The following is a 21,933-nucleotide window of genomic DNA, read 5'->3' as shown; positions in this document are numbered from 1 at the left end:
GGAGGCCGTCCATGGCTCAGGTGAAGAAGGTCAAGAGCACGTGCGTGCCCGTCGAGTTCGTGACGCTTGGCATGCTGGGCAACAACGTGTACATCATCTCGGACGGAGAGGCCACCATCGTGGTCGATCCTTCCTGCAAAGCCGACGAGATTTTGAAGGCGGTGGGCAATCGCACGGTCGATGCCATCGTTTTGACGCATCGCCACTCCGATCACGTGGGGGCGGCGAAGGAGCTGCGCGACAAAACCGGCGCAACCGTCATCGCGTCGGCGATCGACGCGCCCATCATCGAGGGCAAGAAGCAGCTGCCGCGTGACGACATGCGCACCGAGCCGTGCCCGGTTGATCATGTTGTCAGCAACGGAGACATCGTGAAGATCGGCTCCATGCCGTGGAAGGTGCTGGTCACCCCCGGGCACACCGAGGGCAGCATGTGCTTGTTCCTCGACCCTCAGTTCGGCACGAATCCTGCGGGAGATCCGGTGCTGATCTCGGGCGATACGCTGTTCTGCGGATCCATCGGCCGGACGGATTTCCAGGGTGGCGACATGAACGCCATGCGCCGCTCCCTGAAGCGTTTGGCGGCGCTGCCCGACGAGACGGTCGTTTTGCCAGGGCACGAGGCTTTGACCAAGATCGGCAACGAGCGCAAGCGCGTATTCGCGTTCTACGCGTAAGGAAGCAAGGCTGGACGGGGCCGCCGAGCGAAGAGGCTCATGCCTCGCCTCGGCGGCCCCGTCCTTCTGCTCCGTTTTACCTGCTGCTTTGCTTCATCTTCAGCGATAACGCTAGACATACGAGCGCGAACAGGCCGAAAGCGGCAAGGCCGGGCGCGTTCGTGCCGAAGGCCGCCATGGACGCTGACAAAACCAGGGGCGGAAAAAAGCCGCCCAAGCCTCCCCACATGGAGACGATGCCGTTTGCCGGCCCGGCTTGCTTGGTGAAGTACAACGGCACCAGCTTGAACACCGTTCCGTTGCCGATGCCGCAGGCGATGCTGATCAGGTAGATGCCTCCAAGGTACGCCGGCAGCCCGGGAGCCAGCGCCAGCACGGCCGCACCTGCTGCGAGCGCAACGAATACGCAGGCCAGCAGCTTGTAGCAGTCGAATCGATCGGCCAGCCACCCGCCCAAGACGCGAACCGTTGCGGCAGTCACGATGAAGATCGAGGTGGCGGCTCCTGCGCTCACGCCGTCAAGAAGGTAGTGCGACGTGAGGAAGTTCGGCAGATACACCGTCAACGCTACGAACGCCCCGAAGGTCACGAAGTAGAACAGCGAGAGGATCCACAGGCGTACATCTGCGCCGATCTGCTTCATCTGCTGCACGATGGGGGTCTTCACGCGAGGCTCGCTGCGATCGCCCAGCGCAAGGTTCAGGATCACGAACACGGCCAGCAGCACCAGGTACAGCTTGACGGCCCCGCGCCATCCCAGCGCCAACGCCGCAACCGGCGCAAGCCAGGTGGTCAGCGCCGTTCCCATGTTGCCGAACCCGTACACGCCGTTCACGAACCCGTGTCGTTCTTTCGGGTAGTATTTGGGCAGCGAGGTGACGCCCACGGAGAACACGGCTCCCGCAATGCCCAGGAACGTGCCGCTTGCCAGCAGTTCCTGGTAGGTGGTGGCTTCGCTCAGAAGCCAAACGGGAACCAGCAGCGCCGCGAAGCTGGCAAGGAACACGGTTCGCGCGCCGAAGCGGTTCGCGCAGTAGCCGAACGGCACGCGCAGGACGCTTCCCAGCACGACGGGGATGGCGGTCACCAGCGCGATCGCATCGGACGGGATCGCGATGTCTTGCTTGATGGAGGGAAGCAGCGACGACAAGACCACCCACACCATGAATCCGGCGATCAGGTCGGCTGTCTGCAAAGGCAGCTGCAGGCGTTTTTCCATGTTCGATACCCCTCCCCCTTGGGGTGCCGCCGCAGCGGTTTGCCGGCGGACGCTCGTCAAAGCGGACTCGGCTTCGCGTTGTGCGCGGCGCCCGAAATCCCTATTGAACTGCTTACTCTATCACGGAGCGTTCGTGCGAGCGAAGGCAGAGCCGATAATGCGGGTTTTCCCGGATGCCTTTTACGTTTATTTTACTTCTGGATACGAAATAGGACGTGGAAAGCGGGTTAAGACCCTTTCGGTTTGTCAGATTTACGTTAAACTGATGAGTTGCTGAGCCTTTTTACTGGTTTGTTGAAAGGGAACTTGTGACCATAGAGTGGGCTGCATTTGTGGCCGAGCTCGCCTCCAACCCGGTGCTGGTGGCGGTGACCCTGCTCAATATCGGCGTGATCGTCGTCAACGGCGCGACCGACGCTCCCAACGCTATCGCAACCGTGGTGTCGACGCGCGCCATGAAGCCGAAGCACGCTATCCTTATGGCGGCTATCTGCAACTTCCTGGGCCTTCTGGTCATCTCCTTGTTCACGTCGGCGGTTGCCCACACCATATTCAACATGGTCGATTTCGGGGGAGATGCCCGCCAATCGCTCATTGCGCTTATGGCCGCGATGGTGGCCATTATCGTTTGGGGCGCAACGGCGTGGTACTTCGGCATCCCCACCAGCCAGAGTCATTCGCTCATCGCCGGGCTGACGGGCGCCGCCATTGCGCTGCAGGGCGGTTTCGGGGCCATCAACGGCGGGGAATGGATGAAGGTCGTATACGGCATTCTTTTGTCCACGTTGCTGGGCTTTTTTCTGGGATGGGCGAACTCCAAGATCATTGGCCGCGTATGCCGCAACAGAGATCGGCATCGAAGTGCGGCTTGCTTTCGGTGGGCTCAGGTGGTTTCGGGCGCGGGCGTAGCGTTCATGCACGGTGCGCAAGACGGCCAGAAGTTCATGAGCATCTTCGTTCTTGCCATCACGTTGGCAACCGGCGTGGGCCAAGCCGATCAAATGGTCCTTCCCATCTGGTTGATGTTCTTCTGCGCGCTCAACATGGGATTGGGCACCGCCGTAGGCGGCGAGCGCATCATCAAAAGCGTCGGGGTCGACATGGTCAAGCTGGAACCCTTCCAGGGGTTCGCTGCCAGTTGCGCGACGTTTTTCTGTCTTATGCTCTCCACGTTCGCCGGGCTTCCGGTGTCTACTACCCATACGAACACGACGGCTATCATGGGGGTGGGCGCGGCAAAGCGAAAAAGTGCCGTGAAGTGGGGAATTGCCGTCGAAATGGTGAAGACGTGGGTACTTACGTTTCCGGGCTGCGGTTTGCTTGGGTTCGTGTTCGCTCACTTGTTCCTGATGTTCTCGTAAGGAGGCCCTTATGGCCAAGAAGGAAAAGTTCGATTACTTTGACGCGTTCGAGAAGCAGACCAAGTTGGCCATGCAGGAAGCCGACTTGCTGATCGAAGCAATCGAGAAGTTCACGGAGGCTGAGAACCTGAGAGGCGCCATGGAGCGCGCGCATGAGCTCGAGCACGAGGGCGACGAGATCAACCATGCGATCTTCAGGACGGTTGCCACCGACTTCATCACGCCTATCGAGCGCGAGGACATCATCGACATGTCGCAGTTTTTGGACAACATCATCGATTACATCGAGGACGTGATCCAGCGTTTTTACATGTACGACGTGCACTTCATGCACCATGACGCACTCGAGTTCGCCTGTCTGATCAAGAAGAGCTGCGAGGCTCTGGACACGGCCATGGAGGATTTCCGCAACTTCAAGAAGTCCAAGAAGTTCAAGCAGCTGATCGTGGACGTCAACACGTACGAGGAAGAGGCCGACCAGCTGTACCTGCAGGTCATTCGCAAGCTGCATACGCACGACCGCGAAAACCCCATGCGCGTGCTGGTGTGGTCCCAGATCTTCGACCGCATGGAGCGCTGCTGCGACGCATGCGAGCATGTTGCCGACACCATGAACACGGTGCTGCTGAAAAACGTGTAGCGAACAAGCTCGCCGACGAGGCATCGGCTTCGTCGGCGAGCTCGCGCCTGCAAGGCTTGCGGGCGCTTGCTTCTACGAGCGCGGCTCGAAGGGGTCGCGCTCGTCCTCGTCGTTCGATCCCCCGGTGCTGTCGATGAAGCGGCGCAGCTCTTCCCGGTTGACGATGATGCGATCGCTGGGGTCGCTGGCCTGCGACGGCGTCGATGCTGCGGCCCCGTCGCCGTCGGCGTTCGTCGTATTCGCTACGGGCGGCAACGGCGACGTGCTGCCCGGCGCTCGCCAAAGGCGACGCAGCTTGTCGTACGCCGTTTTGCGCTCGCGCTCGCGTTCGATCTTTCCCTTCGGCGGCCGCACGCGGCGGGCGACCGACTTCACGGGACGAGCCACGACGCTTGCCACCACGTCCGAGTAATCGCGCGGCTCTTGCGTGCGCCATCCGAAGAAAAGCGACGCGTAGCGAAGTCCCAAAACGATGGTCACGCAGATGATTTCCGCATAATGATCCAGGATATGGTTTTGGTGCAGCACTGCGTACACGATGCTGCCTACCAGCGCCGCGCTGCCGTACAGGGCTCCTGCCTGAAACGCTTCCGGCTCCCGATTCATGCAAATGTCGCGCAGGATGCCGCCTCCCACAGCGGTGATGGTGCCCAAGATGATAGCGGGCACGATGTCGAGCCCGGCCGACGTGGCTTTGCCCACGCTGATGACGGCCCACAGGGCTACGGACAGGTTGTCCAGAAGATCCACTACGGGGTCCAAGTACGTAGCCAGCTTGCCGAAGTAGAACACCACCACGCCCGCAACGGCGCAGGCTATGATAAGCGTAGGTTTCTGAAATGCGTAAATGCCGTAGTTCTGAAGCAGCACGTCGCGCATGATGCCGCCGGCAAGACCGGTGATGATGGCGATGCACACCACGCCGAATATGTCGTAGCGCGCCCGTACGGCGCTCATGGCGCCGGACAGCCCGCCGGTCAACGATGCGGCAAGCTCGAGCCAGAAGGGGATGGCGAGGACTACTTCCAGCATGGGCGCTTACGCGTCCGCAAACGAGGTGGAAGGAGCTTCGTCTTTCGCGCCGTCTTCGACGGAAACGAGCACCGCCACCGTCGGCTCGCCCGAAAAGTCCAGGTTGTCGGTCAGGGTGCGAGCATCTTCCAGGTTGAAGCTTTCCCGGTCGAACGCGGAGATGTTCCCGTATGCTTTTTCGAGTGCTTCGTTGTACAGGTCCCAGAAGCCGACCGTGCGCACCTCTCCCGTGAAGGGGTTCTCCCAGGGGCGGTGCTGCCGGTTGTCGAACGGGCTTTCCGTCAGCTCGATCGGGCGATGGCTCATAGACTGGAAGAACGAGTGCGGGCGCAGAATCCGTTCCAGGCGTCCCGCCACGGCGCGCTTGGCTCCGGCGGGGGAGTAGAACACGCGTTGGACCAGGCGGAAGTTCTTCACGGCTCGCTCGAACAGGTCGGCGGGAACGATCGCGCCGTACACGGTGAGAGCAGCGTAGGCGAACATCTTCGAGATTACGTTCAGCGCGAAGTCGCTTGCTTTGAGGATTTCCTCGGAGGGATTGAACGCGGCAACGGTAACCCCGCGCTTCTTGAACAGAACCAGCTCGTCGAGCTCGCTTTCGATGACGCCGTGAACCTCGGAGCCGTCTTCGCGCGACAAACCGGGTTCGCCGGCGTCGCACAGACGGTACTCGTGGAAGAACACGAACGGGTGCATGGTGGAATCCAGCGTGTAGTGGCACAGGAAGCCCAGCGCGTACGCGCGGCCCACGGGCAGCTCGGCGCTGCTGAGGATCGAGAGCGAGTCTTTGAACGCTTTGAGCAGTTCGGCGGGCTTTTCGCTGTGCATGGTGTTGCCCAGGCGATTGTGCGACCTCAGGCCGGGGCTGATGACGGTGTAGAACAGCGGGTCAGGGCCCTGGTTGCCCAGAAGGAAGGCGTCGGCTTCGTCGCGCGAGCCGCCGATAAGGGAAAACAGACGGTCGTACACGTCTCGTCCGAAAAAGTCATGCGTGATGATAGCCGGCATAGCGTGAACTCCGTTTCTGACCTTGATTTTACCGATGACGCTACGCGCTATCATATACAATGTGCGGGTACTTGTTAACCGTCGGTTTTTCACTTGTGGAAAACCTTACAGGGGGGCGCTGCATGTTCGGAAAGCTGACCAAGCAAGAGCGAAGCTGGATTCTCTACGACGTGGGAAATTCAGCGTTCATCATGCTGTCGACGGCGCTCATTCCCGTGTACTTCGCAACGCTTGCCGAGCCGGGCTCGTCGGTGGTCGTGGCATGGGGCTATGCGGAAACCGTGGCGGCGCTGCTGCTGGCGCTGCTCATGCCCATCCTGGGCAGCTTGGCCGACCTCAAGGGCAACAAGAAGAAGTTCTTCATCGGCTTCGTGGGCACGGGCGCCGTGGCGTGCGCGGCGTTGGGTATTCCCACCGAGGCGCTTCCGTTTTTGATCGTGTACGTGGCGGCATCCATTATGGTGAACGGGTCGATGGTGTTCTACGACGCGTTTTTGGTGGACGCTACCACCGAAGAGCGCTACGACGAGGTGTCGTCGCAGGGCTACGCTTGGGGCTACATCGGTTCGTGCATTCCGTTCATTGCATGCTTGGCGGTAGTGCTGGGCGGATCGTTCATAGGGATCGACATGATGACGGGCATGAAGATCGCCTTCGTCATTACGGCGGCTTGGTGGGTTGCGTTCAGTGTTCCGTTGGTGCGCGACGTGCATCAGACGCACTACAAGGAGCGTGCGAAGCGCGTGTTCCGGGATACGTTCTCGGGGTTGTGGAAAACGCTCAAGAACATCGTGCGCGACCGGCGCCTGCGGTACTTCATGCTGGCGTTCTTCTTCTACATCGACGGCGTGCATACCATCATCAAGATGTCGACCAGCTACGGTACCGACCTGGGAATCGACTCTACGCATTTGGTGCTTGCGCTGCTGCTGACGCAGTTCGTGGCGTTTCCGTCGGCCATCGCCTACGGGCGGCTTTCCACGAAGTTCGGAACGAAGCGCATGCTGCTGGTCGCCGTGTTCGCGTACTTCTGCATCACGCTGTTCGCCGCGTTCTTCCTGCGCGAGGCGCTGCAGTTCTGGATTCTGGCCGTGTGCGTGGGTCTGTTCCAGGGTGGCATCCAGGCGCTGTCCCGCTCTGAGTTTGGCAAGCTCATACCGAAGGAGCATGCGAACGAGTATTACGGCTTCTTCGATATTTTCGGCAAGTACGCTGCTGTTATGGGCACGCTGCTGGTGAGCGTGTTCACGCAGATGACCGGGAATTCGTCGGTAGGCGTGCTGTCCGTGGCGGTCTTGTTCATCGTGGGCTTCGTCCTGTTGTGGAGGATGCCGAAAGAGGGGTAGGAGGCGGCTGAAAAGGCGGTCGCTTCGCTCGAGTCCTTGTTTTCTCGCATGCGGTTATCACTGTGCGCGTTGATTTTCCTGCTTGTCAGACGGTATAGGCAATTTTCGTTAAACTCGTTTTGCCATCGAGGCTTACTCTTCGCGATGCGGTATCATGCGAGCCATCGTATCTTCTTGATAGTCACTTCTCGTGCGGGTGAGGCGGAGGATTCTTGGTTACCGTTGCGGACATCGTTGCGTTGCCAGCGTTCAAGAGCGTAGATCTGATTGCGCCTTGTGAAGGGTCCCAGCAGCGGGAGGTTCGCAATGTCGGCATTCTGGACTGCCCTCCCGATTACAACGACTACAGGGTTTACGTTCCGGGAGAACTCATCCTCACGAATCTTGGTTTCGCATATGGCAATCCTGAGCTTGCAGAAAAATCGCTCTTGGCTATGCTGCGCAGAGATGTTGCCGCTATTGCGATCAAGACAGTGTACGACCCTCCCATCAGCGACGCTGTCCGCAAGGAGAGCGAGGAGCGCGGCGTCCCCGTCTATTTGTACGATGGTGCCTACCATGAGACGGTGGCGTACCAATCGCTTGACCTGATTCGAAGGGATCGGGCGGAGCTGGACAAGGGAAGGGCTTTGGATGAGCTGCTTGCGGCCCACGATGACGATCGCATCCGTACAAGGTTGAGCGCTATCGTCGGCACGACCGGCTCTATGCTTCAGTGCTTCGCTTTTGCCCTGCGTGCGGGTGACACCTGCTCGTTTTACGCCATGCTCGACTCGGTGTCCTCGTCGCTGGACGCGGTGAAAGCGGAATGCTATGCAGTGGAATCTGTGGGCGCATGTCGCTACCACGATCATATTCTTGCTTTCGTATCCTACGGTTTCGTGGGCGACGAGGAGCGGTTGGCCGCCGAAAAGCGATGTCTTTCAATGACCGGACTGGAAGAGGGGTTGCATGTTGGCGTAGGCGAAGCGGTTCATTTGGGCGACGGGGATGTTGGCATCCGTCAAGCGCTCGCAGCTGCGGATAGCGCACGTCGCTGCGGCCAGCATCTGATTCGCTGGTCGGAGCTGCATGTCGCAGCGTTTGCTCATGCCGTGCGCTACGATCGTTTGTTTATGAGCGCAAGCGCGTTGTATCGAGCCATGCTTTCCGATTACGATAAGAAGCACGGAACTGAGCTTGTTCACACGGCCGAAGCGTTGGTGATGCGGCATGGAGATGTCAAGACGATAGCGGAGGAACTGCACCAGCATCCCAATACGATACGTTACCGCATGCGGAAAATGAAAGCTGTGCTGGGGATTCCTCATGAGGACGATAAAGCGTTCGTCGGTTTGCTCGATCTTGTGTTTCTTCCCGAAAGAGATTCTGTTTGATTTCTTATTTTAGTCGGTCGGCGCCGTTCTTGATGTTTTCGGGAAGTCTTTCGTGCAATGGGGAGGGGATTTTTTTCTTGCTGACGGCGTTGGCGATTGTGTAAACAATCAGGCCCGACCCCATTCCGGCTACAATGGGAATGGAGCTTGCCGTTCCCACCGTCAGGAAGCTCACGGTAACTGCGACCGAGCTTACCCCCAATGCGTATAGACCTGCCCTCGGGCTGAATCGCTTCAATACGAAGCTTGCCACGAGAGGCACGAACACGCATCCCGATAGGTATCCGTAGCAGATATCGATTCCAACGAGAACATCGTTTATCCATAGGGAGCAGATCATTACGATGATGCCTATGATGAGGGCGGATAGGCGAGTTGCCGTAACTTCCCGCAGATGACGGGATCGCTTTCCGCCGAAGCGTACGTACAGGTCGTTGTACAGGATAGTGGACGATGCGAGGATCGTGCCGCTAGAAACCGACATCGTGGCGGCCATGGCAGCTGCCAAAACAAGTCCGCGGATCCCTACGGGCAGAAATGTGGAAATTCCGGTTACGAATGCGTTCTGCGGATTGTCCAGATGGGGCAGAAGTACTGCTACGCTCATGCCGACGATCACCGTGGCGAACGCGTACATGATGCTGTAAAGGCCGGCTCCGATTGTGCCCCGCTTCGATACTTTTTCGTCTTTTGCAGTGAATATGCGTTGCCAGATGTCTTGGCCGATGATAAGCCCGGGAACGTATAACACGATATAGGAGAAGCTTTTGTCGAACCCCATGCTTCCCACTGAAAGGTACGCTTCGGGCACCTTGCTTACCAGCGCATCCCAGCCTCCGGCGGCTGAGATGCAGAAAAGAGGTGCAAGGATGAGAATGCCAATGGTCTTCACAACGAACTGCACGATATCGGTCATGGTGACCGACCACATTCCTCCTACGAATGTGTACAGTATTACGATGCCGCCGCCTAGCGCCATCGACAACGTAGGATCGAGCCCAATGGTTCCGTTGATGATCGTGCCTATGGATATGACTTGGACTACGCTGAGGGTGAGCGTGTATATAAGGGTGAGGACGGAGCTGAATACGCGGGCTGTGGGCCCGTAGCTGCTTTCCACTACTTCGTTCACGCTGAGCGCACGTAATTTTGACAGCTTGCTTGTTACGAGAAAGCCTGCGACGATCAATCCGAATCCAATGCTCAGGTTGAGCCATATGCCGCCGAATCCGAACTGGTAGCCCAGTTGGGCGCTGCCGATAGTGGATCCGCCTCCTAACGTAAGCGCCGCCATGCATCCAAAAAACAGGGGAAACGATAGTCGTCTGCCTGCAACCAGATAATCTTCTTGGGTTTTCGTGAATCGTGCGGCTACGAAGCCGATGGTCACGATGGCGACAAAGTACAGCGCGATGATGACGTAGTCGATAGACGAAAGAGCCATGTGCGACCTCCGCTTCTTTGGAAGAACCCGCCTTGTACCCCATCCTAGATTTTTGCTGTTCAGAATTGTTTGTTCAGGCGAACAAAGCAGTTGGTTCCAGTTTTGTCCTTTCGTCCAGTGGGAGGTTGCTCCACCGCTTCGTATGATGCATGCAGTACCTGGCCTGCCAGGAGGGGTCGTGCCAATCGGGTGCGACGTCCGTCGGGGATTGGGACGCAGAGGCATCCAACGAAAGGAGCACTACATGACTAAGTCGGTATTCCAAGGACGCAGCCTCCTCTCCACGAGGGACTACACGAAAGACGAGCTGATGTATCTCATCGGATTCGCCGAGCATCTCAAGGATTTGAAGCAGCGCAATGTCGAGCATCATTATCTGGCGGGCAAGAACATTGCGCTTCTGTTCGAGAAGACATCCACCCGCACTCGCGCTGCGTTCACTACTGCGTGTATCGACTTGGGTGCGCACCCTGAATATCTGGGAAAGAACGATATTCAGCTGGGCAAGAAGGAAACGGTGCGCGACACCGCGCTCGTACTGGGCAGCATGTTCGACGGCATCGAGTTTCGCGGGTTCGCGCAGGAGCATGTCGAAGACCTTGCAAAGTACAGCGGCGTGCCGGTATGGAATGGCCTCACCGACAAAGAGCACCCCACGCAGATGCTGGCTGACTTCATGACTATGAAGGAAAACTTCGGCAAGTTGGAGGGTCTTACGCTGGCCTACTGCGGCCAAGGGCGCAATAACGTGCAGAACTCCCTTATGATCACAAGTGCTATCTTGGGTGTGAATTATTATAATGCCACGCCGGCCGAGCTCGAACCCGACCCGGCCATCGTTGAATTGGCCCGGGCTTTCGCTGCCGAAAGCGGGGCCACCATCACCGTAACGAATGACCCGATTGAGGCCGTGGAGAACGCGGATGCCATCTACACGAACGTGTGGGCGGCCATGGGCGAAGAGTCTCAGTTCGCCGAGCGCGTGAAGCTCATGTCTCCCTACCAGGTGAATGCCAGCCTGTTGTCGCACGTGAAGAATCCCGACTACATTTTTCTGCATTGCTTGCCGGCCTTCCACAACGCCGATACCGAATACGCTGCCGATATAGCCGAGCGCTTCGGCGTCAAAGAAATGGAAGTTACCGACGAGGTGTTCTATTCCGATCATGGACGCCAGTTCCAGCAGGCCGAGAATCGCATGCATACCATCAAGGCCATCATGGCGGCAACTCTGGGCGACCTGTACATTCCCCGCGTCTAATACGGCATCCCGGCACGCCGTGGGGTTCTGCGCAGGGCCCCACGGCAGCGCGGCCTGCAAGGATTCGCTTCGGCGGCACCCTTGGGGCTGCGCCCTGATACGCCGGAAACGTCGAAGATAGGAGCTTCCATGTCAGACAATGAGCCCGCGAAGGGCAAGAAGAAATTCAAGATGCCGAACACGTACGTCATCTTGTTCGGGGTCATCTGCTTTATCGCCGTGCTCAGTTGGTTCGTGCCGGGCGGCGCGTACGAACTGAACGCCAACGGCGATGCTATTTCGGGGACATACCACATCGTCGAGTCGAACCCCCAGGGATTGTGGGACGTGCTCATGGCGCCCATCACGGGCATGCTGGGTTCGGGTGCCATCAGCGGCGCCATCGCCATCTCGCTCACCATCCTCTTGTTCGGCAGCTTCCTCGAGATGATGGAGGAGACCGGTGCGGTGAAGACGGCACTCAAGCGCATCACCATGAAGAACCAGAACAACATGCACCTGCTCATCGGTATCCTCGTGTGCCTTATGTCGTTCCTCGGTACCTTGGAAGGTGCCTACGAGGAAGGCATCGTGTACTTCCTCATGTTCGTGCCGGTGATCCTGGCGCTCGGGCTCGACACCGTAGTGGCCATCATGATCGTGGTGCTGGGCACGCAAGCCGGCTGTTTGGCCTCGACGGTGAACCCGTTCGCTACGGGTATAGCGTCGGGCATCGCGGGTATCTCGGCCGGCGACGGCATGGGCATGCGCGTGCTGATGCTCGTAGTGTTTACTGCGCTTGTAATCCTCATTATCAACCGCTATGCCGACAAAGTGAAGGCGCACCCTGAGAAATCGGTCCAGTTCTTCCGCCGGAAGCTCGACCTCATCGAGTTCCCGGTTTCTACCAACGAGAACTTGGATCTGTCGGGCCGTCAGAAAGGCGTGCTGGCCATCTTTGTCCTCACGTTCGCCGTCATGGTAGTAGGGTGCGTGCCGTGGACGTCCATCAACCCGGATTGGACGTTCTTCGAGCAGTTCGTCGCGTGGATCGGGGTCACGCCGGTGCTGCGCGAGGTGCTAGGAAGCGATATCACGCCGTTCGGTTCGTGGTACTTCCCCGAGATCGCCATGCTCGTGATGGTGATGACGCTGCTCGCCGGCATCGTCATGCGCTACAAAGCCGACAAGATCATCGACACGCTGATCAAGGGTGCTGCCGGTCTGGTTTCCACCGCGTTCGTCGTGCCGCTGGCGCGAGGCATCCAGGTGGTGATGGACGGCGGCCAGATCACGCCCACCATCCTGCACATGTGCGAGAACACGCTGTCGGCCCTGCCTCCCGTTGCGTTCGTGATCGTAGCGCTGATTTGCTACTTTCTCATCGCATGCCTCATCCCGTCGTCAACGGGTTTGGCGGCTGCGACCATGGGCATCATGGCGGCGCTCTCGCAGTTCGCCGGCGTGGACGTGGCCATCATGGTGACCATCTACTGCATGGCGCTCGGTTTGGCCAAGATGATCTCGCCTACTTCGATCGTGGTGATGACCTGCACTTCGGCCGCCCATATGAGCTACGGCGATTGGGTGAAGAAAGCCGCGCCCATCGTGGGCTTCCTGTTCTTCGTGTGCTGCGTGTTCCTTACTGTGGCCGTGATGTTGTAATCCTCCGCTTTCTCGGGGCACCTCGCGTGCTCCGGTTCCCAGACGATCTTCGCGAACATACCAACGAAAGGAGCCTCCCATGGCTGAAGAGAAAGTGTACGTGTCCAATGCGACGAATCCCCTAAAGAAAGTGATGATGTGCTCGCCGCGCTACTACCAGTTCAACGGCATCAATGTGATCACCGCCGAGTGGATGAAGAAGGGCGACCAAGAGAAGAACGACGTCATGGTGGCCGAGTGGCAGATGCTCGTGGATGCCTACAAAGCCAACGGCATCGAGGTCGTGGAAGTGGAAGCGCGTCCCGAGTTCGAGGTGATGACGTTCGCCCGCGACTACGGCTGCATGATCAAGGAAGGCGCTGTGATCGGCCACTTCCGTCATCCGGTTCGCCAGGTCGAGGCCGTGGCGTACGAGAACAAGCTCAAGGAGATGGGTGTTCCCATCGTGGCGCGCGTGAACGCGGGCTGCATGGAGGGCGGCGACTTCTGGATGATCGACGAGCACACGCTGGCGTGGGGCCAGGTGGACCGCACTGACCAGGCTGGCGTCGATAATCTGCGCGATCAACTGCAGAAGCTTGGCTACACCGTAGTGGGCGTGCCGTGTCCGCCGGACAACCTGCACCTCGATATGATCTTCAACATCGTGGCCCCACAGGTGGCGCTGGCCTGCATCGACCAGCTTCCCTACAACTTCTTGCAGATGCTCAAGCGCCGCAACTTCGAGCTGATCCCCGTGGCTAGCGAGGACATGTACAAGCACGGCTGCAACGTGCAGTGCATCGGCGACGGCAAGGTCATCGCCATCGAGAAGAACAAGCATATCAACGACAAGATGCGCGTATTGGGCCTGGACGTGATCGACGTGCCGCTCGACCAGATCCTCCATGCGGGTGGCGGCCCCCACTGCCTCACGCAGCCCATCGAGCGTCCGTAATGGCGTCGTTCAGGAAGGCGGAGCATTTATGAAAGTTCTGATTTGCGATCATCCAGATTGCATGATGCCTGATCATACCTTGGAGATTGAAACGCTGAAGACGGGTCTTGGCTCTGATGTAGATGTTGAGGTGTACGAGTACGAAGACGGCAAGCGTGGCGAATTCTACGAGCATTTAGCTGATGCTGACGCGCTGCTTACGGCATTCGTTCCGGTGGATGCCGAGGCCATGGATCATGCTTCTCGACTCAAGGTGGTGTCGTTGAATTCGACGGGGTTCGATCAAGTTGATTTGGACGAGGCGACCAAGCGCGGCATTGGAGTGTGCCCTGTGGGCGAGTATTGTACATGGGACGTTTCGGAGAGCGCCATCGCTTACATGAGTGCGCTCAACAAGCACTTCAAGTTCTACCAAAAGGAAATTGACGAACGTCATAAATGGGATTATGCGGCAGCGCCTCAGTGGCCTCGTCTCGAGGATCAGGTGCTTGGCATCGTTGGGTTTGGAAAAATAGGGAAATGCACGGCCGAGAAGGCATCGGGACTGGTGAAAAGGATAATCGCATGCGATCCTTATGCGCCCAATGCGGATTTTGTTGAGCGAGGGGTGACGCAGGTCGACAAGAACGAACTACTTGCGGAGTCTGACATTATCGTGAACCACATGTGCTTGACCGACGACAACGAGCGCTATTTCGATGCTGCGGCGTTTGCCCGCATGGTTCGCAAGCCTTTGTTCATCAATCTTGGCCGCGGTTTGTGCGTGGACGAAGACGCTCTTGTCGAGGCTCTTGATGAAGGACGAGTACGCGCGTTCGGTGCCGACGTTCTGTATGACGAAACGCCCGATTTGGCATCCAATAAGCTGGTTGGTCGAGACAACGTTGTCATCACGCCGCATTCTGCGTTCTATTCAACCACGGCTATTGAAGATCTTGAGCGTTTGAGCTGCGAGAACATCGTTCATTTTCTCAGAGGGGAAAAAGAGAAGGTTTTCAAACTAGTCAATCAAGTGTAGCCGGCTTCTGATTTCCCGGATGCGATCGAGAATGAAGATCCGATCGCATCCGGACGGATCTGCCGAGGGAGATGTGTGCATGCATCGAATCGAATGCCGAAAGAGGGGTAGGAGGCGGCCGGTCTTGCCGAAAACCGGCGTTTCACCTGCGAGGTTTAATTCGGTTTACGGGCAGGAGCGCTCGGCTTGCTGCCGCTGTTCGCTTGCATAAACCCCTTTATGTCTTTTCATGGGACGCTGCGGTTCGTATGCTTTCGATGCCGAGCTCTTTCGGCTGTCGGCCTGTGTTTTCGTTATCGAAAGAAAGAGAGAAGCTATGCCTTATCAGAAGGGTGACGGCAAGTCCGTTGTCATCGCGCTGGGCGGCAACGCCCTGGGCAACACGCCCCAGGAGCAGCTCCAGCTGGTCAAGGACACCGCCAAGAACATCGTCGACATGGTCGAGGAGGGCACCAACGTCATCGTGTCCCACGGCAACGGCCCGCAGATCGGCATGATCAACAACGCGTTCGCCTACGCGAGCGCCAACGACGGCAAGACCCCGGAGATGCCCTTCCCCGAGGCCGGCGCCATGAGCCAGGGCTACATCGGCTACCAGCTGTCCCAGGCCATCCTCAACGACATGAAGCTGCGCGGCATCGACCGCTCGACGGCCTGCGTCGTGACGCAGACCGTGGTCGACCCCGCCGACCCGGCGTTCCAGAACCCCACCAAGCCCGTCGGCGCCTTCCTCTCCGAGGAGGAGGCCAAGGCCAAGGCCGCCGAGACCGGCTGGACCTACAAGGAGGACGCGGGCCGCGGCTGGCGCCAGGTCGTCGCCTCCCCGAAGCCGGTCCGCATCGTCGAGTTCGACGCGGTCAAGGACCTCATGGACGCGGGCTACATCGTGGTGTCCACGGGCGGCGGCGGAGTGCCGGTGTTCGAGAAGGAGGGCCTGTACGAGGGCGTCCCCGCGGTCATCGACAAGGACCGCTCCAGCGCCAAGCTGGCCGCCGACTTCGGCGCCGACATGCTGGTGATCCTCACGGCCGTGGAGAAGGTCTGCATCAACTTCGGCAAGCCGGAGCAGGAGGAGATCTCCACCATGACGATCGCCCAGGCCGAGGAGTACATCGCCCAGGGCCAGTTCGCCCCCGGCTCCATGCTGCCGAAGGTCGAGGCCTGCATCGAGTACGTGCGCGCCTACCCCGAGGGCAAGGCCCTCATCACCAGCCTCGAGTGCGCCGCCGCGGGCCTCGAGGGCAAGACCGGCACCATCATCACGGCGTAGTTCCCGCCGCATCGTGCAGCGCCCCGCTCCCTTCCAAGTCGGAGGGGCGGGGCGCTCGTGCACCCCGTGCGTGGGCGCTTGCGCGCGCGAAAAACCCCTGCCGCTGGCAGCTTTTGACGGTTTGGGGTCGTTTGGTCTGGCGCCGTGAGCGTCCTTAGGAGTCCCATCCGACGTCACAATGTTCTGACCAGGCAAAATAAAAAGCGCGCAAAGCAGTGAGATAAGCAGAGCTCCTCTCGACGACCTCAAACCGTCAAAAACCGCCAGCGAGGGCGGTTTTTCGTGCGCAACTCCTCGAGGCTTGCTCCCCTTGGAATTTTGGGCGCGACTCGAATTGTCGCAGGTACCGATTCGCGCCCAGGTTTTCCAAGCGGCGGCCCCCGGCTCCCGGGGTTTCTTGTGGGGACGGGCGCGCTTGCAAGGTGTCGGGCGAGAGCGGAAGCATCAACCCGACCAGGCTTGATGTAGGCTGCCATGTTCGAAAGACTTGCCAAGCTCCGGCTCGGCAACCGAAACCCCCAACGACAGCATAGTTGATCGCGGCGACCTCCATTTCGCGCAAAACCGCCTTCGATACGGCCGCGTGCGTATCTGCGGTGGTTCGGTGCCGCGCTTTCGCGGTGAAAATGATGCCAGGCGGCGGGCTTTCCGCAGGCGCAACCTCGGGTTGTTTGGTATAGTGATGAGCCGATTGGACCATCGCAACGAGAAAGAACACCATGTCGTTAATCGTATGCAAATTCGGGGGCACGTCCGTCGCTTCGCCTGAGCGCATCCAGATGGTTGCGAAAAAGCTCATCGCGAAGAAGCAGGCAGGGCATGACGTCGTGGCCGTTGTGTCCGCTATGGGCAAGACGACCGACGAGCTGGTAGGCTTAGCCGCCTCGCTCAACGACAATCCGCCTGCTCGCGAGATGGATCGCCTGCTGTCCACGGGAGAGCAGGTTTCCATGACGCTTCTGGCCATGGCCATCGAGGCGCGCGGCTACAAGGCCATGAGCTTCACCGGACGCCAGGCCGGCATCGAGACGGACGGAACGCACGCAAAGGCCAAAATCGTGAAGGTGCACAACGAGCGCATCATGGATGCGGTTCGCAACGGCATGATCGCGGTGGTGGCCGGATTCCAGGGCATCGACGCGAACGGCGACATTACCACGCTCGGCCGCGGTGGGTCGGACACCACGGCGGTGGCGGTGGCGCACGGCCTCGGGGCCGATGTGTGCGAGATCTATTCGGACGTGGACGGCGTGTACACGGCTGACCCGCGCGTGTGCCCGCGCGCGCAGAAGCTCGACGTTATCAGCTACGACGACATGCTGGAGCTTTCCAGCTCGGGCGCGGGCGTGCTGCAGATGCGCGCCGTGGAGTTCGCGCGCAAATACCAGGTGGTCATTCATTCCCGTTCGGCGTTCTCTGATGCCGAAGGCACCTATATCAAGGAGGATACCGACATGATGGAGGAAGCCGTCATCACCGGCGTAGCTCACGACACGTCCGAGGTGAAATTCACGATTCGCGGCGTGCCCGATATGACCGGCGTGGCTGCGAAGGTGTTCTCGGCGCTGGCGGGCAACAACGTGAGCGTGGACATGATCATCCAGAACATCTCGCTTGACGGCATCACCGACATCAGCTTTACGTGTCCGGGCGCCGATCAGCAGCGTGCGTGCGAAACGGTGGAGCGCATCCTGCCGGATATCAACGCGCGTGAGTACGATGTTGACGAGGATATTGCGAAGGTGAGCTTGGTGGGAACGGGCATGAAGTCGTCGCCCGGCGTGGCCGCAAAGGCGTTCCAAACGCTTGGCGAGAACCAGATCAACATCCTGGCCATTTCCACATCGCCTATCCGCTTGTCCGTGGTGGTGGACGGCGCGCAGACCGCGCAGGCCGTGCGCTGCCTGCATACGGCGTTTGACCTGGATTCCGATAGCGTGTTCGAGGAAACGCAGCTGAGCGCCGAAGAAATCGCTGCGAAGATGAACAAGGGTCGATAAAGGTTGCGTCGTTCGGCAGAACGACGCAACCCCTCTCGCTGACTGACTGCGCCAACCTGGAGCCCCGCTTCAACCTGGGCGGCGCGCGCAAACGGCAGAGACACGCATGCAACCTGAACGTCAACCTGGAAACAAGGGGAAAGGGAGATTACCGATGGCTTGGACGAAGGAAATACCGGCGAACCCGGTGGTGGCTATTGCAGGAGCAACGGGCGCCGTGGGCGCCGAGTTCTTGCAGGTGCTGCATGACCTGGACTTTCCCGCGAGCGAAGTGCGCGCGTTGGCGTCCGCCCGTTCGGCAGGCAAGGCTTTGCCGTTCTTGGGCTGCGGACAGGTGCCGGCGGGCGACCTGATCGTGCAGGAGATGACTCCCGAGTCGTTCCAGGGCGTGGATATCGCGCTGTTCAGCTGCGGAGCTGGCATGTCCAAGCAAATGCGCCAAGCCGTAGTGGATGCTGGCGCCGTGATGATCGATAACTCCAGCGCGTTTCGCATGGACGAGGACGTGCCGCTGGTGGTGCCCGAGGTGAACCCTGCCGACGTGGCTTGGCACAACGGCGTGATCGCGAACCCGAACTGCTCCACCATCCAGATGGTGGTGGCGCTCAAGCCCCTGTACGACCTGTCGCCGATCACGCGCGTGGTGGTGTCTACGTACCAGGCGGCCAGCGGCGGCGGCGCGCCGGCCATGGAGGAGCTGTACAGTCAGACGAAGGACTTCCTGGGCGGCACGCCTTCCGAGGATCTGACGGTCGAGGTGTTTCAGCATCGCATCGCGTTCAACTGCATTCCCCACATCGACGTGTTCATGGACGATGACTACACCAAGGAAGAGTGGAAGATGGTCGTCGAGACGCAGAAGATCATGGGCGACCAAAACGTCAAGGTCGCGCCTACGTGCGTGCGCGTGCCCGTGCTGCGCTGCCATGCCGAGTCGGTGAACGTGGAATTCGCCGACGAGGTGAGCGTGGAGGCTGCGCGCGAAGCGCTCGAAGCGTTCGAGGGCATCACCGTCATGGACGACGGCGCTACCAACACGTATCCTATGCCGGGCCTTCTGGCGGGGACCAACGACACCTACGTTGGCCGCTTGCGCAAGGATCCCACGGTTGAGCACGGCCTGGCGTTCTGGGTGGTCGCCGATCAGATTCGCAAGGGCGCGGCCCTCAATGCGGTGCAGATCGCGCAGCTGCTTCTGCCGTAAAGCCCATATGGCAAAGCTCTTATTCGACGGCCGCCTGCTTGGGCGGCCGTCGTTGCGAAATGAAGGGAAAGGGGTAGGGCAGGGGTGCATTTCTTCGTCTTGCCCCTTCGTCTTGCCCCTTCGCTTCGTTCGCCTCGCTTCGCCGTTGTCCGCTTGCGGGAAGGCGCGTTCGGCGCAACGCATCGAGGACGCGGCGCGGGATGAACTTGCGCTCGCTTGCCGCGCTGCGTTCGGACGCTCCTGCATTTCGCCAGGTGGTTGGTTTCGGTGCCGAAACAAACGTGCCCTTTCGGATTCGTGCGGATCTTTTAAGGTAAGCTAACGCATCGGACATATTCGCGAAGAAGGAGGGGCCATGCTGGTGGGTTGGGTGCGGGCATTGGTGAACCCTCCTGAGTTCTCGGACTATCGCGAGGCCGTGCGTGAGCAGAATCTGTCCATGATGAAGGGCTTGTGCCTCGGCTGCTTGATCGTATCGTTCGGCGCCGTGCTCCTGGAGCTTATTGACGCCTCGTTCGGATTCAAAGGCGCGGGCGCGTATGCGCTTGCGGCGCTTTCCGTCGTGGGCTGCGTGAGCACGCGAACCGTTCTTGCCCGCCGCCTGGATATCGTGCTGGTTGCGTACTACGCGTTCTTGGGCCTGATGTTGCTTTTGTTCATGCTCATGGGAACCGTATGGGATACCGAATCGGCGGCTATCACGTTCATCATGTTCATGGTGATGCTGCCTTTGTTCGTGCTTGATCGGCCGTGGCGCATCGCTCTTTTCATCGGAGCCGCAACGGCTTTGTTCTGCTTTTTGGCCACGATGTTCAAAAGCCCGGAATTGGCGTTGGCCGATGTGAGGAACAGCGTATCGTTTTGCTTCATGGGCATTGCGATAAACGCGGCGTTCATGCGGGTCAAGCTGAACGATGTGGTGACCAGGGCGGAATTCGAGAAGCTCAGCACTATCGATTCGCTGACGGGGGTGCTCAACCGTCGTTCGGGGGAAAGCCTGATCGAGTGGCTGCTCGAGGCTCGTGAAGAAGGCGTGCTGTCGGCGCTTGCCATGGTGGACATTGACGACTTCAAGCAGGTGAACGACACGCACGGGCATAGCGTGGGCGATGGCGTCCTGCTCAGCGTCACGCAGGCGATCGAGCGCGAATTGCGGCCCGGCGACGTGCTGTGCCGGCTGGGCGGCGACGAGTTCGTCGTGTTCTTCTCGAAGCTTGCGTCGCGGGAGGAAGGGGTTGCTCTTGCTCAGCGGTTCGTGGAGAACGTTCGGAAAGGTCACGAAGAAGCCACGGGAACAAGCGTGAGCGTGGGGGTGGCGTACTGTCCGGATTCGGGAACCGATTTCGCTTCGCTGTACCAGGCGGCCGATCAGGCGCTGTATCGTTCGAAGGGCGAGGGGAAGAATCGGGTTGCGTGCGCCGGGCAGGTTGCCTGACTCCGCGCTTTGTTTCAATCTTTGCGAGTGAAGCTTTATACTGTGCCCCATGAAAAAAATTCGATTGGATACGCTCCTGGTGGAGCAGGGCTATTTTCCCCATGCGGACGCCGTGTTGCGTGCGGTGCTGGCGCATGAGGTGAAGGTGGACGACGTGTACGCAACCAGCGCGGCCGTGAAGGTTTCGCCGGACGCCGACGTGGTGGTGAAGAATCGCAAGCGCTTCGTTTCGCGCGGCGGGCATAAGCTGCAAGGCGCGCTCGACGCGTTCGGGCAGAGCGCGTCCGGCATGCGCTGCATCGACATCGGCTCGTCGACCGGCGGGTTCAGCGATTGCTTGCTGCAGGCGGGCGCGGCCTCTGTGGCGTGCGTGGACGTCAACTACGGGCAGCTTGCCTGGAAGCTGAGGCAAGACCCGCGCGTAAGCGTGTTCGAGCGGACGAACATCAAGCTTGCCGATCCGGGCAGTCTGGGCGCTCCGTTCGACATGCTAGTGGCCGATCTCAGCTTCATCGGGTTGGCGCAGCTTGCACCCGTGTTCGCGCGGCTTTCGCATCCGGGGTCTATCTTCATCGGCTTGGTGAAGCCTCAGTTCGAGTCGCGCGCGGGCGAAACGGAAGGCGGCGTGGTGCGCGATGCGGCCGTGCGCGAGCGCACGGTGGCCGAGGTACGCGAGGCGCTCGAGGATGCCGGGTTCGACGCGACGGGCGTGGTGGAGTCTCCCATCACGGGCCCGGAAGGCAACGTGGAGTATTTGGTGCGCGCGGTATTCGAAGGGTCTGGTGCATGACGGAGCTGTTCTCTGCGAGAAGCTTTTCGGGCGCATGTCAAGAGCGCCTTTCCCCGTCGTTTTTTGGAACCAGTTTAGTACTCGTTTGGATACAATGCATTTTGTATGCTCGCTACATTTGGGTTGATTCCGGGTTAACCACTGTTGAGATCAACTTTGCGCGCTGCGCGTGCATCGTGGCGCTGGGAGCAATCGCGCTTCGAAAGCCGTTCTCTCATCGAATGCAAACGATGCTCGGCTGGACGTCGATCTTGTTGATGACGTTGGGCAG

The 21,933-nt window shown here is 59.5% G+C and carries 18 protein-coding genes; 14 read left to right on the top strand and 4 right to left on the bottom strand.

Annotated features, from left to right (window positions below; all coding sequences use genetic code 11):
• Positions 1-11: 11 nt before the first annotated feature.
• On the top strand, positions 12-677 hold the full coding sequence (locus LG373_RS12155; protein ID WP_114567352.1) for an MBL fold metallo-hydrolase: 666 nt from the start codon (positions 12-14) through the stop codon (positions 675-677).
• 76 nt (positions 678-753) lie between these two features.
• Here the strand turns inward: LG373_RS12155 and LG373_RS12150 are convergent, their stop codons facing one another.
• Positions 754-1,896: an MFS transporter gene (locus tag LG373_RS12150; RefSeq protein ID WP_225749897.1), complete on the bottom strand. Its 1,143-nt coding sequence runs from the start codon at positions 1,894-1,896 to the stop codon at positions 754-756.
• Between the two features lie 308 nt (positions 1,897-2,204).
• Here LG373_RS12150 and LG373_RS12145 point away from each other — a divergent pair, with 308 nt between their 5' ends.
• Both LG373_RS12145 and LG373_RS12140 read left to right on the top strand, forming a co-directional pair.
• Positions 2,205-3,257: an inorganic phosphate transporter gene (locus tag LG373_RS12145; protein WP_225749896.1), complete on the top strand. Its 1,053-nt coding sequence runs from the start codon at positions 2,205-2,207 to the stop codon at positions 3,255-3,257.
• A gap of 10 nt (positions 3,258-3,267) precedes the next feature.
• Entirely contained in the window at positions 3,268-3,897 is a 630-nt protein-coding gene (locus LG373_RS12140) for a DUF47 domain-containing protein (protein ID WP_114567349.1), read from the top strand.
• A 72-nt stretch (positions 3,898-3,969) separates the two neighbouring features.
• On the opposite strand, the gene LG373_RS12135 is transcribed toward LG373_RS12140, so the two are convergent.
• Both LG373_RS12135 and LG373_RS12130 read right to left on the bottom strand, forming a co-directional pair.
• Complete coding sequence (locus LG373_RS12135) at positions 3,970-4,929, bottom strand: trimeric intracellular cation channel family protein (protein WP_225749895.1); 960 nt, start codon at positions 4,927-4,929, stop codon at positions 3,970-3,972.
• A 6-nt stretch (positions 4,930-4,935) separates the two neighbouring features.
• Complete coding sequence (locus LG373_RS12130; RefSeq protein WP_225749894.1) at positions 4,936-5,937, bottom strand: zinc dependent phospholipase C family protein; 1,002 nt, start codon at positions 5,935-5,937, stop codon at positions 4,936-4,938.
• Between the two features lie 122 nt (positions 5,938-6,059).
• Here LG373_RS12130 and LG373_RS12125 point away from each other — a divergent pair, with 122 nt between their 5' ends.
• Positions 6,060-7,283, top strand: a complete 1,224-nt coding sequence (locus tag LG373_RS12125) for an MFS transporter (RefSeq protein WP_114567346.1) — start codon at positions 6,060-6,062, stop codon at positions 7,281-7,283.
• A 212-nt stretch (positions 7,284-7,495) separates the two neighbouring features.
• The gene (locus LG373_RS12120) at positions 7,496-8,659 is read left to right on the top strand and encodes a helix-turn-helix domain-containing protein (RefSeq protein WP_114567345.1); all 1,164 of its coding nucleotides are present in this window, start codon (positions 7,496-7,498) and stop codon (positions 8,657-8,659) included.
• 4 nt (positions 8,660-8,663) lie between these two features.
• Here the strand turns inward: LG373_RS12120 and LG373_RS12115 are convergent, their stop codons facing one another.
• The gene (locus LG373_RS12115) at positions 8,664-10,103 is read right to left on the bottom strand and encodes a sodium:solute symporter (RefSeq protein ID WP_225749893.1); all 1,440 of its coding nucleotides are present in this window, start codon (positions 10,101-10,103) and stop codon (positions 8,664-8,666) included.
• Positions 10,104-10,347: 244 nt separating this feature from the next.
• Here LG373_RS12115 and argF point away from each other — a divergent pair, with 244 nt between their 5' ends.
• From argF to LG373_RS12070, 9 genes are all read left to right on the top strand, one after another.
• The gene (argF, locus tag LG373_RS12110) at positions 10,348-11,364 is read left to right on the top strand and encodes an ornithine carbamoyltransferase (protein WP_114567343.1); all 1,017 of its coding nucleotides are present in this window, start codon (positions 10,348-10,350) and stop codon (positions 11,362-11,364) included.
• A 129-nt stretch (positions 11,365-11,493) separates the two neighbouring features.
• Positions 11,494-13,008: a YfcC family protein gene (locus tag LG373_RS12105; protein ID WP_225749892.1), complete on the top strand. Its 1,515-nt coding sequence runs from the start codon at positions 11,494-11,496 to the stop codon at positions 13,006-13,008.
• Between the two features lie 79 nt (positions 13,009-13,087).
• Entirely contained in the window at positions 13,088-13,945 is an 858-nt protein-coding gene (locus tag LG373_RS12100) for a dimethylarginine dimethylaminohydrolase family protein (RefSeq protein ID WP_114567341.1), read from the top strand.
• Between the two features lie 28 nt (positions 13,946-13,973).
• Positions 13,974-14,963: an NAD(P)-dependent oxidoreductase gene (locus tag LG373_RS12095; RefSeq protein ID WP_114567340.1), complete on the top strand. Its 990-nt coding sequence runs from the start codon at positions 13,974-13,976 to the stop codon at positions 14,961-14,963.
• A 316-nt stretch (positions 14,964-15,279) separates the two neighbouring features.
• Positions 15,280-16,233: a carbamate kinase gene (gene arcC, locus LG373_RS12090; protein ID WP_225749891.1), complete on the top strand. Its 954-nt coding sequence runs from the start codon at positions 15,280-15,282 to the stop codon at positions 16,231-16,233.
• A 719-nt stretch (positions 16,234-16,952) separates the two neighbouring features.
• Entirely contained in the window at positions 16,953-18,233 is a 1,281-nt protein-coding gene (locus LG373_RS12085; RefSeq protein WP_114566456.1) for an aspartate kinase, read from the top strand.
• Between the two features lie 154 nt (positions 18,234-18,387).
• Positions 18,388-19,437, top strand: coding sequence for an aspartate-semialdehyde dehydrogenase (locus tag LG373_RS12080; protein WP_114566457.1), 1,050 nt, complete (start codon positions 18,388-18,390; stop codon positions 19,435-19,437).
• Positions 19,438-19,792: 355 nt separating this feature from the next.
• Positions 19,793-20,872 (top strand): GGDEF domain-containing protein, encoded by a 1,080-nt coding sequence (locus tag LG373_RS12075; RefSeq protein ID WP_225749890.1) that lies wholly within the window; start codon positions 19,793-19,795, stop codon positions 20,870-20,872.
• Between the two features lie 49 nt (positions 20,873-20,921).
• Positions 20,922-21,662, top strand: coding sequence for a TlyA family RNA methyltransferase (locus tag LG373_RS12070; protein ID WP_225749889.1), 741 nt, complete (start codon positions 20,922-20,924; stop codon positions 21,660-21,662).
• Positions 21,663-21,933 lie beyond the last annotated feature (271 nt).

The sequence above is a fragment of the Paraeggerthella sp. Marseille-Q4926 genome, assembly GCF_916618935.1.
GTDB lineage: Bacteria > Actinomycetota > Coriobacteriia > Coriobacteriales > Eggerthellaceae > Paraeggerthella > Paraeggerthella hominis.
This window is presented reverse-complemented; position numbering and strand designations above follow the sequence as displayed.

Excerpts from the sequence above, each read along its gene's own strand:
- LG373_RS12080 (WP_114566457.1), top strand. The coding sequence starts at position 18,388 with ATGGCTTGGACGAAGGAAATACCGGCGAACCCGGTGGTGGCTATTGCA.
- LG373_RS12125 (WP_114567346.1), top strand. The coding sequence starts at position 6,060 with ATGTTCGGAAAGCTGACCAAGCAAGAGCGAAGCTGGATTCTCTACGAC.
- LG373_RS12105 (WP_225749892.1), top strand. The coding sequence starts at position 11,494 with ATGTCAGACAATGAGCCCGCGAAGGGCAAGAAGAAATTCAAGATGCCG.
- LG373_RS12130 (WP_225749894.1), bottom strand. The coding sequence starts at position 5,937 with ATGCCGGCTATCATCACGCATGACTTTTTCGGACGAGACGTGTACGAC.
- LG373_RS12115 (WP_225749893.1), bottom strand. The coding sequence starts at position 10,103 with ATGGCTCTTTCGTCTATCGACTACGTCATCATCGCGCTGTACTTTGTC.
- LG373_RS12150 (WP_225749897.1), bottom strand. The coding sequence starts at position 1,896 with ATGGAAAAACGCCTGCAGCTGCCTTTGCAGACAGCCGACCTGATCGCC.
- arcC (WP_225749891.1), top strand. The coding sequence starts at position 15,280 with ATGCCTTATCAGAAGGGTGACGGCAAGTCCGTTGTCATCGCGCTGGGC.
- LG373_RS12095 (WP_114567340.1), top strand. The coding sequence starts at position 13,974 with ATGAAAGTTCTGATTTGCGATCATCCAGATTGCATGATGCCTGATCAT.
- LG373_RS12140 (WP_114567349.1), top strand. The coding sequence starts at position 3,268 with ATGGCCAAGAAGGAAAAGTTCGATTACTTTGACGCGTTCGAGAAGCAG.
- LG373_RS12075 (WP_225749890.1), top strand. The coding sequence starts at position 19,793 with ATGCTGGTGGGTTGGGTGCGGGCATTGGTGAACCCTCCTGAGTTCTCG.
- LG373_RS12085 (WP_114566456.1), top strand. The coding sequence starts at position 16,953 with ATGTCGTTAATCGTATGCAAATTCGGGGGCACGTCCGTCGCTTCGCCT.
- argF (WP_114567343.1), top strand. The coding sequence starts at position 10,348 with ATGACTAAGTCGGTATTCCAAGGACGCAGCCTCCTCTCCACGAGGGAC.
- LG373_RS12135 (WP_225749895.1), bottom strand. The coding sequence starts at position 4,929 with ATGCTGGAAGTAGTCCTCGCCATCCCCTTCTGGCTCGAGCTTGCCGCA.
- LG373_RS12070 (WP_225749889.1), top strand. The coding sequence starts at position 20,922 with ATGAAAAAAATTCGATTGGATACGCTCCTGGTGGAGCAGGGCTATTTT.
- LG373_RS12155 (WP_114567352.1), top strand. The coding sequence starts at position 12 with ATGGCTCAGGTGAAGAAGGTCAAGAGCACGTGCGTGCCCGTCGAGTTC.
- LG373_RS12100 (WP_114567341.1), top strand. The coding sequence starts at position 13,088 with ATGGCTGAAGAGAAAGTGTACGTGTCCAATGCGACGAATCCCCTAAAG.